Origin of the sequence: Frigoribacterium sp. PhB107 (genome assembly GCF_003751515.1) — a bacterium.
Lineage (GTDB): Bacteria > Actinomycetota > Actinomycetes > Actinomycetales > Microbacteriaceae > Frigoribacterium.
In genome coordinates this window covers 775,585-791,039 of record NZ_RJKU01000001.1, presented here as the reverse complement: position 1 = coordinate 791,039, position 15,455 = coordinate 775,585, and the positions used below count along the sequence as shown (strand labels likewise).

Below are 15,455 nucleotides of genomic sequence, written 5' to 3'. Positions count from 1 at the left end.
TGTAGGAGATGGAGCGACAGTGCTCATCGCCCTAGCCCAGCGCCGGGGGACATGCGTGGGGCACCCAGACGAGGCCCCTGTGACGAGCCTAAGGAGATCCGCCCACCATTTCCGGGTCCGTGGGGTGGTCGCCGGATGGTCTCGGCCCTCGAACGGGTGACGAGCCGGGTGGTCCAGATGGGGGACACAGGACAGGCGCGGCGAGTTCGCCGTGCCCGTCCTGTCGCGGCTCGGTCAGCGACGCTGGTGTCGACCGCCGCCCGTCCGGAGGCGCGCGACCGACACCGCACCGATGCCGGCCACGAGGAGCATCGCCGCGAGGCTCGCGAGCCAGGCGCTCTCGGCACCCGTGAACGCGAGACCGGTGCGACCGGCCGTCGTGCCGCCGCCGCCGTTCCCGACGCCGGGTGCCGTGCCTGCTCCCGGACCGGGCGCGACCGGCGTGACGGTGCCCGGCCCGACGGGGCCCGTCCCCGGATCGACGGGCGGCGTCGAGGGATCGGTCGGCGACGTCGGCACCGCTCCGGCCTCGACCGTCACGATGTCGGCCGCCGAGGTGACGAGCGTCCCGCCGGGGGCGGTGCCGGTGGCGCGGGCCGTCGTCCGCACGGTGCCGTCGCCTGCTGCGGCGGCGAGCACGTCGCGGTCCGTCACCGTCCGCGTGGCGGTGAAGGTGACCGACTCGCCCGGGGCGAGGTCCGCTGACTCGGGGGCGAGACCCTGGGCGTCGGGGTCCGCGACCGAGACGCCGGTGAGGCTCAGCGTGCCGTCGTTCCGGACCACGTAGCGGTACGTGACGACCTCGCCTGCGTCGGCCACGCCGTTGCCGTTGGTGTCGGTGAGCACGGCCGTCACCTCGATCGACAGGCCGGCGGTGCCGGGGGCGACCGGCGTCGGGATCGCGAGGGCGACCTCGGGTGACGTCACCGCGCCTCCTTCCGGGTCGGTGGCCGTGGCGACCGCCGCGGCGCCCAGGTCGGTGCCGGCGTCCACGTCGGCCTGCGTGACCACGTAGCTGCCGGTCACGGTGACGGATGCTCCCGGTGCCAGCGACGCGGGCGGCGCCGTCGTGACGGGGGTGCGCGGCGCCGTCACGCCCAGGCCGGTCAGCGTCGCCGTGCCCGTGTTGGTCGAGGTGTACGTGTAGGTGATCGTCTCGCCTGCGTCGGCCGCGCCGTTGCCGTTAATGTCGGAGAGCACGGCCGTGAGCTCGAGGTCGAGGCCGCCCACGGCAGCGAGCAGCGGCGTACTGCCCGAGGCCGCGGGGCTGTCGATCGTGGTGCCCTCCGGAGTCGTGCCCGTCGCCGTGGCGGTGACCACGAGAGGGTCGCCCGCGTCGACGTCGGCCTGCGTGACGGTGCGGGGAGCGGACGTGAAGCGGACGGTGCCGTCGGGGGCGGCGGTCCCGTCGCCGACGCGCTCGGGCCGCAGCACGCCCGGGCCGGCGATGACGATGCCGGTCAGGCTCGTGTTGCCCGCGTTCGTCACGACGTACTCGTACGAGATCGTCTCGCCCGGGTCGGCCAGGCCGTTCCCGTTCGTGTCGTCGAGCACGGGCACGACGTCGACCGCCAGCGCGTCGTCGGCCGCGGCGGTGAGGGTCTGCACCGAGGCGGGCGCGGTGGTGAGCGGCCCGTCGACCCCCGTGGCGGAGGCGGTGGCCGTCTCCGTGACGGGGGCCGGGCTGTCGACGTCGGCCTGGGTGATCGTCGTCGTGGCCGTGTAGGTCACGGAGGCGCCCGGGGCGAGGGACGCCGGGTCGCCGCTCAGGACCACGACTCCGGTGCCGCGCGTCGGGGCGAGGGCGACGCCGGTGAGGGTGCTCGTGCCCGTGTTGGTGACCGTGTACTGGTAGGTGACGACGTCGCCGAGACCGGCCAGGCCGTCGCCGTCCGCGTCGGTGCTGAGGGCCTGCTCGACGCCGAGCTCGAGCAGGTCCGAGGCCGTCAGGAGGGGCGTCGCGACGACCGAGGGGCCGCTGGCGGCCGTCAGCCCCGAGGGCGACGAGCCCGTGGCAGAAGCGGTGTTGACGAGCGGGCCGCCCGCGTCGACGTCGGCCTGGGTCACCGGGCGGTCGGACGTGAAGGTGCGGGTGCCGCCCACCGCCAGGGCGACCCCGGTGGTGTCGACGGCCGGGGCGGATCCCGTGTCGACGGCGAGGCCGCCGAGGGGCGTCTCGCCCGTGTTGGTCACCGTGAAGCGGTAGCGGATCGTGTCGCCCGGGCCGGCGACGCCGTCGCCGTCCGCGTCGATCAGCTCGGCGGTCTGGGTCAGGCCCACGGCGGGCTGCAGCTGGTCGAGCGGCGCGGTGGCCGTCGACGGGTCGCTGACGATCGGCGCCCCGTTGCCGGCGTCGACCGCGCGGGCGGTCGCCGTGTTCGTGAAGGTCGCGGTCTGCGCGTCGGCGGTGGTCACCGTGTGCCCGCCCGTGCAGACGGTCGTGGCTCCCGGCTGGCCGACAGGGGCGAGGGTCGTGGTCGGGCAGCTGAGGCCGTCCGCGAGGGCGTCGGCGATCGACAGGGCGTTGAGCCTGACGACGGAGGTGTTGCTGACGGTGAACGAGTAGTCGATGCGGTCGCCGACGGCGTATCCCTCGGTCGGCGTCGAACTCGAGACGGACTTGACGACGTTGAGCGCGCCGAGCTCCTGCACCGACGAGACGGAGAGGTTGCGGATCAGGTGCACGTCGGTCGCGCCGCCCGTCGAGCCGAGGAAGCCGAGCTTGTAGGTGTCGGGGGCGGCGTCGGTCATCTGGTGCTCGAGCACGCGCAGGTAGCCGCGGCCGTCGTGGAAGTCGATGTCGACGGTGACGAGGGGGAGCGCGTCCGGGCTCAGGGTCACGCGGACGGAGTCGCGGCTGGTGTCGTCGGCGCCGGTGCCGCGCAGCGAGCCCGGCAACGTCGAGGCGAACCGGTCGCCGCCGGTGTTCGCACCCACCGTGCCGGCCAGCCAGCAGTAGCCGGTGGTGCCGCTGCCGGGGCCGCGGAGCGACACGGCGTTCGGCACGAAGCCGGGGCCGACCTCGGGCGGGGTACAGGTCGCGTCGCGCAGTTCGGTGGGGTTCGCGAAGTTGCCGTAGGCGTCGAGGCCGATGCCGACGTAGCCGCCGACGACGCCGGGGTCGCCGTTGCGGTTGCCGTAGCCGAGCGAGCCGCCGTCGGCGCCCGTCATGGTGAGCTGCTCGCCGCCGTCGGTGAGGAAGAAGCCGATCCCGTCGCCTCCGTCGCCGCCGTCGGGGCCGTACTGCCACTGGTCGAACTCGACGACGAGGCCGCCGTTGCCGGGGATGGCCTGGTTGTAGACGACGCCGCCGCGACGGAAGCCGCTCTCGGCGTTCAGCTGCAGGAAGCCGGGGGTGCCGACCGCGGGCGACCCGCTCAGGTCGGAGCACTGCGACAGGTTGCTGCTGCCGGCCGGGGCCGCCGCGGTGGCCCCGGTGAGGCAGGCGTCGTTGAGGCCGCGCCAGGCTTGGTCGGCGATCGAGCTGCCGGTGAAGGACTCGGTCAGGAGGGGCGTGCCGGCGGCGTGGGCCGGCCCGGCGACGAGGAGGGCGGGGGAGACGGCGGCCGCGGCGACCGCGAACGCGACGAGCGTCCGAGTGAGCCGGCCACGGGGTGTCGTGACGCTGCGCATGGGGATCCTGATCCGTGAGGGCCGGCCCAGGTGACAGGTCGGCGTCGACTTGAGTGATCTTCACACGGATCAGGGAGGCACGACAGGGGCGAGGACCGCCGAACGGGCGCACGCTCGCAAACGGGCCAGGCATCCCCGGTGAGAGCCGTGCAGTCTCTGCAGGTGTATGACGGAACCTCCATGACGAACGCGCCCGACACCTCCTCCGTGCCCACCTCCTCCTCGTCGTCGGGGTACGACGAGCGTCAGAAGTGGCAGGCGTTCTGGGTCTGCGTGGGCGTCGCGGCGCTGACGATCCTCGACCTGTCGAAGGTCAACGTGGGCCTGCCGAGCATCGAGGCGTCGCTCGGTGCCGGACCGACGGCGCTGCAGCTCATCGTCGCGGGCTACGCCCTCGCCTTCGGCCTGTCGCTCGTGCCGTCGGGCCGCCTCGGCGACCTCAAGTCGCGGCGCCTGATGTTCGTCATCGGCCTCAGCTCGTTCACCGTGGCCAGCGTGCTCTGCGCGATCGCTCCCACCGTCGAGCTCCTCGTCGCCGCGCGCATCCTGCAGGGCGTCGCGGCGGGGATCCAGATGCCGCAGGTGCTCGGCCTGATCCAGCAGCTGTTCCAGGGACGCGAGCGCGGCCGTGCCTTCGGCCTGTTCGGGGCGGTCATCGGCGTCTCGACCGCGTTCGGCCCCACGATCGGCGGCCTGTTGATCGCGGTGGGCGGCGCCCAGGACGGCTGGCGCCTCCTGTTCTGGATGAACGTGCCGCTCGGCATCGTCGCCATCGTCTTCGCCCTCAAGCTGCTGCCCCGCACCTCGACCGCCCCGAGCGGGCACAACGAGCTCGACCTCATGGGGATCGTGCTGCTCGGGCTGACGATCCTCACCCTGATGCTGCCGTTCGTGCTGACGACCGGCCAGGGCGACGACCCGCTGCGCTGGCTGTTCCTGATCGGGTTCGCGGGGTTCGGTGCCCTCTTCGTCTGGTGGGAGCAGCGCTACAAGGCCCGCGGCAAGTCGCCGGTGGTGCACTTCTCGCTGTTCTCGCTCGCGTCGTACCGCAACGGCACCCTCATCGCGACCGTGTACTTCTGCGCGCTGCCCGCGACGTTCCTGCTCACGACGCTCTTCCTGCAGCAGGGGCTCGGCCTCGAGCCCGTCTACGCCGGCATGGTGACCATCCCGTTCGCGCTGACCAGCGCGGTCGCCGCGTTCTACGGCGGACGCATCGTCGAGAAGTACGGCCGGAGCCTCGTCGTGCTCGGCCTCGTGCTCGTGGGGGTCGGCTTCGTCGTCCTCCTGCTGGCCGCGACGCTCACCCCGCCCGAGTACACGCCGTGGGCGATGGCGGGCGGCATGCTCGTCGCCGGCACCGGCGGAGGCTTCGTCATCTCGCCGAACCAGACCCTGACCCTGGCGGAGGTGCCGGTCGAGATGGGCGGGGTCGCCGGCTCCATGGGCCAGGTCGGCCAGCGCGCCGGCACCGCCATCGGCACGGCCGCGGCGGTCTCGACCTTCTACTCGGTCATCGCCGGACGCAGCGAGGGCTCGACCCTGGACATCTACCACGAGGCATACCGCAGCGGATTCCTGGTGACCATCGCCCTGGTGGCGGGAGCGCTCGTGCTGGCGCTGCTCGACCTGCGGGCGCGCAGGCAGGGGCGGGTGGGCGAGGCGGCCGACGCCTCCTAGCAGCTGCTGCCGCTCAGGCGGCGGGCGACTGCGCGGCCGCAGCGTCGAGCCAGGCGGTGATGTCGACGGCGAGCGTGCGGGGCAGGTCGACGGCGGCAGGGTCGACGCGCGTGACCGTGCTGGTGTGGGCGGCGACGACGGAGGCGGCGGTGACGACGGACATGGTGGGCTCCTCTGCGAGACGGTCTGGTTGGCGGGGCCGCCGCGGCCCGTCGAGGTGACGACGGACCGCGGGGCTCCTGGCTCGCTCACCCGCCCTTCGGCGGGACCCCTCCGGGGTGTGGCGACTGCCTGCGGCCAGTCAAGCCGACCGGGTGTTTCGTCAGCATCAACCAGAGGGACCGGTTCCCGGCCGGGGCCTACACCGAGCGGATGACCCTCGGTGCCGCGTCGGGGGAGGCGGCGACGACCGCGAGGACGTCGTCGTGCAGCAGGCCGTTCGACGCGAGGGCGCTGCCGTGCCACGGCCCGGGCTCGCCGTCGGCGCTCGTGAACCGGCCGCCCGCCTCCTCGACGATCGGGATGACGGCTGCCATGTCGTAGGGCTGGAGCCCCAGTTCACCGGCGATGTCGAGCGCACCCTCGGCGACGAGCAGGTACGACCAGAACTCGCCGTACGCACGGGTGCGCCAGACCTGCTCGGTGAGCGTCAGCAGCCGCTCGAGCCGGCCTGCCTCGCGCCAGTACTCGAGGCCGTTGTAGCTCAGCGACGCGTCGGCCAGGTCGTGCACCCCCGAGACGCGCAGGGGGGTCGTGCCGTGCTCGGACGAGAACGCTCCGCCGCCCGTGCTCGCCCACCAGCGACGCCCGAGTGCGGGGGCGCTGACGACGCCGAGGACGGGGACTCCGTCGACGACGAGCGAGATGAGCGTCGCCCAGACGGGGACGCCCCTCAGGAAGTTGGCGGTGCCGTCGATCGGGTCGACGATCCACTGGCGGCGGGGGACCGCTCGGGCGTGGCCGGCAGCATCGGTGCCGGTGCCGGTGCCGGTGTCGTCCGTCGCAGCGGCGTCCTCGTGGGCGCTGTCGACCCCGGCTGCGTCGTCTCCGTACTCCTCGCCGTAGAAGGAGTCGTCGGGGCGCTCGGACTCGATCCCGGCCCGGATGGCCCGCTCGACGGCCTGGTCGGCGTCGGTGACGTGCGTGCGGTCGGGCTTGAGCGACACGTGCAGGTCGGCGGAGCGGTAGCGCTCCGTGCTGATCGCGTCGGCCGCGTCGGCGAGCGTGAGCGCGAGCCGCAGGTCGGCGGCCCAGCGGGCCCCGCCGTCGGCGGCGTCGGCAGCGGCGTCGGACGAGGAGGCGCGGGTCGGGTCGGTCACGCTGCCAGCGTACCGAGCGCACTCGGCCGACACCGCGCCTCCTCGTCTCCGCACTGCGTACCGGTCACATCTCGGGGGTGGGGATCGCAGAGCGAGAGCGATCCTGCTCCCAGTGCCCCGCTTCTCGCGAGAAACGCTTCGGCGACGGCGGATCACTCTCAAATTTGAGAAAGGAGCTGGCAAATGCCGACCAGAAGGCCTCGCATTCTGCTGCAGAACAGGGAAATCCGGTTGTTGCAGGGTGCGCGGTCGGCATCTGCGGGCCCGGGTACGGGTCCGGATGCGAATGCCCGCGGCGGCGGCCGGCCGGCTAGCGCGGCGGCTGCTCGTCCGAACGTGCGTCCTCGTCGCGGGCGGCCTGCTCGCGGCCGCTGACGCCGCCCTTCGAGGCGAGCAGCGTCTGCAGCGAGGCGAGCCGCTCCCGCCCGACGTCGCCGAGCTCGCCGGCCTCGACGCGGTCGACGATCTCCCAGTCGTGCGCCTCGGCCAGCGGGATCCCGTCGCGCGAGGGCTTCTCGGAGGGGCGGGCGTGCCGGGCGAACGACCGCAGGATGTTCTCGGGGTCGACGTGCCCGAGCCCGAACGAGCGGACGCCCGGGGTGTCCACGATCCAGCCGCCGCTCGGCACCTTGAACGAGACGGTCGACGACGACGTGTGCCGACCGCGTCCGGTCACCGCGTTGACGACGCCGACCTCGCGCTGCGACCCCGTGAGGGCGTTGACGAGGGTCGACTTGCCGACGCCCGAGTGCCCCACGGTCACCGTGACGTGCCCGTCGAGCAGCTCGCGCAGCTCGTCGAGCACCGGCGAGGGCGACCCGTCGGGCAGGGGGTCGAACGACGTGGAGGTGGTGGTCACGATCCGCAGGTCGAGGCACGAGAAGTGGGCCGCGAACGGCGCGGGGTCGGCGAGGTCGGTCTTCGTGATGCAGAGGATCGGCTCGACGCCCGCGTCGAAGGCGGCGACCATGTAGCGGTCGACGAGACGGGGGCGCGGCTCGGGGTCCGCCGCGGCGACGACGATGAGCATCTGGTCGGCGTTCGCGACGATGACGCGCTCGACGGCGTCGCTGTCGTCGGCGCTGCGGCGCAGCAGCGTCGTCCGCTCTTGCACCTTGACGATGCGGGCGAGCGACCCCTCCGCCCCGCTCGTGTCGCCGACGACGCCGACCCGGTCTCCCGTGACGACGCTCTTCTTGCCGAGCTCGCGGGCGCGGGCGGTCGTGATCTCGCGCTCGTCGGGGGTGCCGGCGTCCATCAGCACGCCGTAGCGGCCGCGGTCGACCGTCCAGACCACGCCCTCCTCGGCGTCCGCGTACGCGGGCCGCTGCTTGGTGCGCGGCCGGTTGGCCTTCGGGTTCGGCCGCTGTCGCACCGAGCTCTCGTCGTACTGGCCCCAGGCCTCGTCCTCGACGGCGTCGTCGCCGTCGTTCCACCAGCTCACCGGGGGCCTACAGGAACCCGAGCAGGTCGATGTCGGCCGGTCGCTCGACGACGCGGCGGCCGAGCAGGTCGTCCCACAGGTCGACGAACTGCGGCAGCGTCTTCGAGACGACGCGCACGTCGTCGAGCTCGACGCCGTCGACCGCGAGGCCGATGATCGCCGCGGCGTGCGCCATCCGGTGGTCGCCGTAGGTGCGCCACTGGCCGGCGTGCAGGGGCGAGGGCTCGACGTGGAGGCCGTCGTCGAGCTCGGTGACGAGGCCACCGAGTGCCGAGATCTCGCTCGCGAGGGCGGCGAGGCGGTCGGTCTCGTGCCCGCGCAGGTGACCGATGCCCGTGATGGTGCTCGGACCGGAGGCGAGGGCGGCCAGGGCGACGAGGGCCGGGGCGAGCTCGCCGCCGCGGGACAGGTCGACGTCGACGCCGGGCAGCGAGCCGCCGCCGACCAGGCCGTCGCCGCCGTCCACGGTCAGCACGCCGTCGTCGAGCGTGACGGTCGCGCCCCAGAGCGGCAGCAGCTCGATCAGGTCGGCCCCGACCTGCGTCGTCTCGGCCGGCCAGTGCGCGATCGAGACGGTGCCGCCGGCCACGAGGGCCGCGACGAGGAACGGCGCGGCGTTCGAGAGGTCGGGCTCGATGGTCAGCTCGCGTCCGGCGATCGCGGTGGGGGGCACCTCCCACACGCCGGGCTCGGGGGTCGCGACGGCCACGCCGCGCTGCGCGAGCGCGTCGATCGTCATCTCGATGTGCGGCGTGCTCGGCAGCACGTCTCCCGTGTGGCGGAGCGTCAGCCCGCGCGAGAAGCGCGGGGCGGACAGCAGCAGGCCGGACACGAACTGGCTGGAGGCGGACGCGTCGATCTCGACCTCGCCTCCCTCGACCTCGCCCGTGCCGTAGAGGCTGAAGGGGAGCGAGCCGCGGCCGTCGTCCGACACGTCGACGCCCAGGGCGCGCAGCGAGTCGAGGGTCGCGCGCATCGGGCGGCGCCGGGCCGCCTCGTCGCCGTCGAAGGTGACCGGGCCGAGGGCGAGCGCCGCGACGGGGGGCAGGAACCGCATGACGGTGCCGGCCAGGCCGCAGTCGACGGTCGCGCCGCCCGTGAGCTCGCCAGGCGTGACGACGAGGTCCGGGCCGAAGGGCTCGCCCGACTCGAGCTCGTCGATCGTCGTGCCGAGCGCGCGGAGCGCCGCGATCATCAAGGAGGTGTCGCGCGAGTGCAGGGGAGCCCGCAGCGTCGAGGGGGAATCGGCCAGTGCCGAGAGCACCAGCTCGCGGTTCGTCAGCGACTTCGACCCGGGCAGCGACAGGGAGGCGCGGAGCGGCCCGGCGGCGCGGGGCGCGACCCAGCGCCCGTCGTCGACCGTCGGGGGAACGCCGCCGTCGTCGTAGGGGGAGAACTCGGGCCCGGAATACCTGTACACCTGCATCGGTTCACCAGGGTAATGCAGCGACGACCTGGAGGACACGTGCCCACAGCACTTGCACCGAGGCGGATCACCGTGGCCGAACTAGAATCGGCCGTGATGATCACCCCCGAGGGCGACGAGCCCACACCCGCGACCAGCGCGACCGCACCCGACCCCGTCGAGGCCGGCGGCGGCGTCGCCGAGGCGACCGTCGAGGCCGTGGCGGCCGTCGAGGCGTCGGACGAGGGCGAGCCCGACCTGCGCGCACTGTTCGAGGAACAGGCCCTGCCGTTCATGGACCAGCTCTACGCCGCGGCGATGCGGATGACGCGCAACCCGGCCGACGCCTCCGACCTCGTCCAGGAGACGTTCGTCAAGGCGTTCGCGGCGTTCCGGCAGTTCCAGCAGGGCACGAACCTCAAGGCCTGGCTGTACCGGATCCAGACGAACACGTTCATCAACACGTACCGCAAGAAGCAACGCGATCCCTACCAGGGCACGATCGACGAGCTCGAGGACTGGCAGATGGGCGGCGCCGAGTCGGCGACCCGCACCTCCGGCTCCACCCGCTCGGCCGAGGCCGAGGCCATCGACCACCTGCCGGACAGCGCCGTCAAGGACGCGCTCCAGAAGGTCCCGGAGGACTTCCGCATGGCGGTCTACTTCGCGGACGTCGAGGGCTTCTCGTACCAGGAGATCGCCGACATCATGAAGACGCCCGTGGGCACGGTGATGAGCCGTCTGCACCGCGGCCGCCGACTCCTCCGGGGACTACTCGCCGACTACGCCCGTGACCGTGGGATCGCGGTGCCGGCCGGCACGACATCGAAGGGCAGCACCAAATGACCGACTGCGGTTGCGACAAGGCGAAGGCCGAGCTCGAGGAGTTCCTGCACGACGAGCTCTGCCGTGAGGACGCCGCCGACATCCGGGAGCACATGGCCACGTGCGCCGACTGCTCGGGTGAGCACAAGGTGGGCATCGTGCTGACGGAGGCGGTGCAGCGCGCCTGCAAGGAGACGGCTCCCGAAGACCTGCGCTCGACCGTGCTCGCGCGCATCCGCGACCTGCAGGCCTCGCACTAGGCCCTGGGGGGCTGGCCGGTCAGGCCAGCGTCGCGTCCTCGCGACGTGCCGCGTGCGCCACGACGTCGTCCCAGAGCAGCTCGAGGGAGGGGTCGCCTGCGTCGCCCGTCCGCTGGACGACCTTCGAGACGGCCGGCACGCAGAGGCGGAAGTCCGGCTCGCCGACCACCAGCACGAGCGGGTCGCTGCCGGTGCCGGAGCAGAGCCGCCCGCCGTACTCGCGGCGCACCGTCTCGAAGAAGTAGCAGGCGGCGCCGAGCGAGACCGCGTCGGGCACCCCGTCTGCGTCCACGTCGCCCCGGTGACGGGCGAGCACGGTGTCGAGCGCACGGACGGAGCCCGGGCTGAAGTCGAGCGAGGCCGCGTCGTCGCGGTGCCCGCCCTTCGCGACCGACTTGACGAAGCGGGCTGCCTCGTCGGCGACGTGCTGCTCGGGCGTCGAGTTCCGTGTGAAGAGACCCATGACGATCGACCCTATCGTCCGACGTCACAGGTCGTCGACCTGCGCTAGCGTCGTCGCATGACCGCCACGGTGGAGATCCTCGCCAGCCCGACGTCCGACGACCTCGACGACCTGGTGGCCCTCGTCGGGCTGCTCGGCCACTCGCTCGACGCCGAGGTGCTCTCGGCTCGCCTGTCCCACCTCACCGCGGCCGCGGGGCACGAGACCTGGGTCGTCCGGGGCGACGACGGCCGCGTGGTCGCCGTGGCCGGCGCGCACGTGCGATGGGCCTACAACGCCGACGCCCCGACCGCGCAGCTGCTGCTGCTGGTCGTCGGGGAGGCGGCCCGCCGGGACGGCACCGGCTCGCACCTCCTGCAGCACTTCGAGGAGTGGTCGCGCGGCCACGGAGCCCGCACGCTCGAGGCCGTCTCGGCCGCAGCCACCGACTCCGCCCACCGCTTCTACCGCAAGCGTGGCTACCACGAGGCCGGCGTGCGCTACTCGAAGCTCGTCTGACCCCTCGAATCGCCGCACGGCCGACGACGACGGCCGCCCTCCTGCGGGGAGGGCGGCCGTCGTCTTCGGTGCGGGGCGTGGACGCTAGAGCGTGAGCGCCGCCGCGATCAGCTCGGCCTGCTGGGCCGCGCTCGCCTTGGTCGAGCCCGCGGCGGGCGAGGCCGACGCAGGTCGCGAAGCGACTGTGATCCGGCGGTCGAGGTGCTTCTGCAGCTCGAGGACGACGAACGGCCAGGCGCCCTGGTTCTCCGGCTCCTCTTGGGCCCAGACGATCTCGGCCGAGGGGTAGCGCGACAGCACCTCGCGGATGCGGTCGAGCGGCAGCGGGTAGAGCTGCTCGAGGCGGACGAGCGCGATGTCGTCCTTTACGCCGCGCTTGTCGAGCTCGGCGGTGAGGTCGTAGTGGATCTTGCCCGAGTGCAGCACGATCCGCTTCGTCGCCGACGGGTCCTGGACGCGGGTGCAGTCGAGCACCGGCTCGAACCGGCCGCTCGTGAACGCGTCGACGCCGCTCGTCGCGCCGCGGAGTCGCAGCATCGCCTTCGGCGTGAAGACGACCAGCGGACGGCGGGGGCGCGCGTACGCCTGGCGGCGCAGCAGGTGGAAGTAGGAGGCGGGGGTCGAGGGGCGCGCGATGGTCATGTTGTCCTCCGCGCACATCTGGAGGAACCGCTCCATCCGGGCCGACGAGTGGTCGGGCCCCTGCCCCTCGTAGCCGTGCGGCAGCAGCAGGACGACGCTCGAGCGCTGGCCCCATTTCTGCTCGGCGCTCGAGATGAACTCGTCGATGATCGTCTGCGCGCCGTTGCTGAAGTCGCCGAACTGCGCCTCCCACATCACGAGCGCGTCGGCCCGCTCGACCGAGTAGCCGTACTCGAAGCCCATCGCCGCGTACTCGCTGAGCAGGGAGTCGTAGATCCAGAGGTTCGCCTGGTCGTCGGTGATGTTCTGCAGGGGCAGCCACTCCTGGCCGTTCTCCCGGTCGTGCAGCACCGAGTGGCGCTGCACGAAGGTGCCGCGGCGGCTGTCCTGGCCGGCGAGGCGCACAGGAGTGCCCTCGGTCAGGACCGAGCCCATCGCCAGCAGCTCGGCGAAGGCCCAGTCGATGCCGCCGTTCCGGCTCATGTCGACACGCTTCTTGAGGAGCTGCGAGAGCTTCGGGTGCACCGAGAAGCCCTCGGGCGGGTTGTCGTGCGCGTCGCCGATCGCGTGGATCAGGTCGAGGTCGACGCCCGTGCTCTCGGGCTCGCCCGAGGCGTCGTCCCGCTGCGACCGGGGGCGCTCGAGGTCGTCGACGTCTCCGCCGTCGTCGGTGATGACGGGCATCGAGCCGGTCTGGGCCGCGTGCGTCTCCTGGAAGGCACGCTCGAGGCGGTCCTGGAAGTCGCGGTGCGCGCCGTCGTACTCCTCCTGCGTGATGTCGCCGCGGCCGACGAGGGCCTCGGTGTAGAGGGTGCGGACGCTGCGCTTGGCCTCGATGAGGTTGTACATCAGCGGCTGCGTCATCGAGGGGTCGTCGCCCTCGTTGTGGCCGCGACGGCGGTAGCAGATCAGGTCGACGACGACGTCGCGCTTGAACTGCTGGCGGTACGAGAACGCGAGCTCGGCGACCCGGGCGACGGCCTCGGGGTCGTCGCCGTTGACGTGGAACACCGGCGCCTGGATCGTCTTCGCCACGTCGGTCGAGTAGATCGACGAGCGCGACTCGGACGGCGGGGTCGTGAAGCCGACCTGGTTGTTGATCACCACGTGGATGGTGCCGCCGACGCGGTAGCCGCGCAGCATCGACATCTGCAGGGTCTCGACCACGACGCCCTGGCCGGCCATCGCCGCGTCGCCGTGGATGAGGATGGGTAGCGTGCCGAAGACGCCCTTCGGGCCGCGGTCCTGCTTGGCCCGGACGATGCCCTCGAGCACGCCGTCGCCGGCCTCGAGGTGCGAGGGGTTCGCGGCGATGTAGACGGGGATCGTCTCGCCCGTGGCGCTCGTGAACTCGCCCTCGGTGCCGAGGTGGTACTTGACGTCGCCCGAGCCCTGGACCGTCTTCGGGTCCTGAGTGCCTTCGAACTCGCGGAAGATCTGTCCGTAGGTCTTGCCGGCGATGTTGGTGAGCACGTTCAGGCGGCCACGGTGAGCCATCCCGATCGCCACCTCCTCGAGTTCCTCGCGGGCCGCCTGCTGGATGACGGTGTCGAGCAGGGCGATGGCGGACTCGCCGCCCTCGAGGCTGAAGCGCTTCTGGCCGACGTACTTCGTCTGCAGGAACGTCTCGAACGCCTCGGCCTCGTTGAGCTTCGCGAGGATGCGCATCTGCTCGTCGTGCGACGGCTTCACGTAGGGCACCTCGACGTGCTGCTGCACCCAGGCGCGCTGCGCGGGGTCCTGGATGTGCATGTACTCGACGCCGATGGTGCGGCAGTACGAGTCGCGGAGGATGCCGAGGATGTCGCGCAGCAGCGCGGAGGTGTGGCCGCCGAGGCCGCCCGTGACGAACTCGCGGTCGAGGTCCCAGAAGGTGAGGCCGTGGCTCTCGATGGCGAGGTCGGGGTGGCTGCGCTGGCGGTACTGCAGCGGGTCGATGTCGGCCATGAGGTGGCCGCGGACCCGGTAGCTGTTGATGAGCTCTTGCACCCGAGCCGTCTTGCCCACGCGCTCGGCGAGGTTGACGTTGATGTCGGGGTTCCAGTGGATGGGCTCGTACGGGATGCGGAGGGCCGCGAAGATCTGCTCGTAGAAGCCGCGCTGGCCGATCAGCAGCTCGTTGACCTTCTTGAGGAACTCGCCCGAGCCGGCGCCCTGGATGACGCGGTGGTCGTAGGTGCTCGTGAGCGTGACCGTCTTGCCGATGCCGAGCTCGACGAGCGTCTTCGACGACGTGCCCTGGAACTCGGCGGGGTAGTCGAGCGCGCCGGCGCCGATGATCGAGCCCGCGCCCTTCATCAGGCGGGGCACGCTGTGCACCGTGCCGATGCCGCCCGGGTTCGTCAACGAGATCGTGTTGCCCTGGAAGTCGGCCGCGGTCAGCTTGTTGTCGCGGGCACGGCGGACGACGTCCTCGTAGGCCGACAGGAAGTCGGCGAAGGTCATCTCGTCGGCCTTCTTGATGCCGGGGACCAGCAGGGCCCTCGTGCCGTCGGGCTTCGGGATGTCGATCGCGAGCCCGAGGTTGATGTGCGCCGGCGTGACGACCGAGGGCTTGCCGTCGACCTCGTCGTAGAAGACGTTCTGGCTCGGGAACTCCTTGAGGGCCTGGACGAGCGCCCAGCCGATGAGGTGCGTGAACGAGACCTTGCCGCCGCGGGCGCGCTTGAGGTGGTTGTTGATCACGATGCGGTTGTCGATCATCAGCTTCGCGGCGACGGTGCGGACGCTGGTGGCGGTCGGGACGCTCAGGCTCGCGTCCATGTTCGTGGCGAGCGACTTGGCCATGCCGCGGAGGGGAGCGACCTTCGCCTCGGGCTCCGGTGCGGGCTCGGCGCTGCTGCGGGGCTTCTCGGGGGCCTTGGCCGGCGACTCGGCCGGGATCGGCTTCTCCGACGGCTCGACCGAGGTGGTCTTGGCGGCCTTCTTGCCCGCGGGGGCGGCCGGGGCAGGTGCGGGCGCGGCGGGCTCGTTCTCACCGGGGGCGCCGGTCACCTCGTCGGGCACCTGCGCCTCGCCGCCGGACGCCTGGTCGGCTGCGGGGGCCTGGTCGGCCGCGGGGGCCTCTGCGGAGGCAGGGGCCTCGGCCGGCGTCGCGGCCTCGGAGCCGCCCGAGGGCGTGTAGGCCTCGAGGACGGGCCACCACGACTCGTCGACCGCGGACTTGTCGACCACCCACTTCTCGTAGAGCTCGTCGACCAGCCACTCGTTGGCCCCGAAGGCACCCTCGTCGGTCGTTCCCGTCACGTGGCTCGTCACAGCCGATCGCCCACTCTCCGTTGATCGT

Annotated in this window: 11 protein-coding genes; 4 read left to right on the top strand and 7 right to left on the bottom strand. The window is 72.4% G+C overall.

The annotated features are described in order from the left end of the window. Positions 1-234 precede the first annotated feature (234 nt). Entirely contained in the window at positions 235-3,633 is a 3,399-nt protein-coding gene (locus EDF18_RS03550; protein WP_123546408.1) for a hypothetical protein, read from the bottom strand. A 180-nt stretch (positions 3,634-3,813) separates the two neighbouring features. Between EDF18_RS03550 and EDF18_RS03545 the strand changes: the two genes are divergently transcribed. Next, positions 3,814-5,313, top strand: a complete 1,500-nt coding sequence (locus EDF18_RS03545) for an MFS transporter (RefSeq protein ID WP_123546407.1) — start codon at positions 3,814-3,816, stop codon at positions 5,311-5,313. A gap of 13 nt (positions 5,314-5,326) precedes the next feature. On the opposite strand, the gene EDF18_RS16215 is transcribed toward EDF18_RS03545, so the two are convergent. From EDF18_RS16215 to aroA, 4 genes are all read right to left on the bottom strand, one after another. Then, a complete protein-coding gene (locus tag EDF18_RS16215; RefSeq protein WP_158614604.1) occupies positions 5,327-5,476 on the bottom strand; it encodes a hypothetical protein in 150 nt (49 codons plus the stop codon). 196 nt (positions 5,477-5,672) lie between these two features. Further along, positions 5,673-6,554 (bottom strand): inositol monophosphatase family protein, encoded by an 882-nt coding sequence (locus tag EDF18_RS03540; RefSeq protein ID WP_233569050.1) that lies wholly within the window; start codon positions 6,552-6,554, stop codon positions 5,673-5,675. 388 nt (positions 6,555-6,942) lie between these two features. Further along, positions 6,943-8,076 carry a ribosome small subunit-dependent GTPase A gene (gene rsgA / locus EDF18_RS03535; protein ID WP_123546406.1) on the bottom strand — a complete coding sequence of 378 codons (1,134 nt, stop codon included), beginning with the start codon at positions 8,074-8,076 and terminating at the stop codon, positions 6,943-6,945. 7 nt (positions 8,077-8,083) lie between these two features. Then, positions 8,084-9,502 (bottom strand): 3-phosphoshikimate 1-carboxyvinyltransferase, encoded by a 1,419-nt coding sequence (aroA, locus tag EDF18_RS03530; RefSeq protein ID WP_123546405.1) that lies wholly within the window; start codon positions 9,500-9,502, stop codon positions 8,084-8,086. A 39-nt stretch (positions 9,503-9,541) separates the two neighbouring features. Here aroA and EDF18_RS03525 point away from each other — a divergent pair, with 39 nt between their 5' ends. Continuing rightward, positions 9,542-10,327 (top strand): sigma-70 family RNA polymerase sigma factor, encoded by a 786-nt coding sequence (locus EDF18_RS03525; protein ID WP_369878090.1) that lies wholly within the window; start codon positions 9,542-9,544, stop codon positions 10,325-10,327. Continuing rightward, positions 10,324-10,566, top strand: coding sequence for a zf-HC2 domain-containing protein (locus EDF18_RS03520; RefSeq protein WP_123546403.1), 243 nt, complete (start codon positions 10,324-10,326; stop codon positions 10,564-10,566). Before EDF18_RS03525 ends, EDF18_RS03520 begins: the two co-directional genes overlap by 4 nt. A gap of 19 nt (positions 10,567-10,585) precedes the next feature. On the opposite strand, the gene EDF18_RS03515 is transcribed toward EDF18_RS03520, so the two are convergent. Further along, on the bottom strand, positions 10,586-11,029 hold the full coding sequence (locus tag EDF18_RS03515; protein ID WP_123546402.1) for a hypothetical protein: 444 nt from the start codon (positions 11,027-11,029) through the stop codon (positions 10,586-10,588). Positions 11,030-11,086: 57 nt separating this feature from the next. Between EDF18_RS03515 and EDF18_RS03510 the strand changes: the two genes are divergently transcribed. After that, entirely contained in the window at positions 11,087-11,527 is a 441-nt protein-coding gene (locus tag EDF18_RS03510; protein ID WP_123546401.1) for a GNAT family N-acetyltransferase, read from the top strand. 84 nt (positions 11,528-11,611) lie between these two features. Here the strand turns inward: EDF18_RS03510 and EDF18_RS03505 are convergent, their stop codons facing one another. After that, complete coding sequence (locus EDF18_RS03505; RefSeq protein ID WP_123546400.1) at positions 11,612-15,427, bottom strand: multifunctional oxoglutarate decarboxylase/oxoglutarate dehydrogenase thiamine pyrophosphate-binding subunit/dihydrolipoyllysine-residue succinyltransferase subunit; 3,816 nt, start codon at positions 15,425-15,427, stop codon at positions 11,612-11,614. Positions 15,428-15,455: the final 28 nt, after the last annotated feature.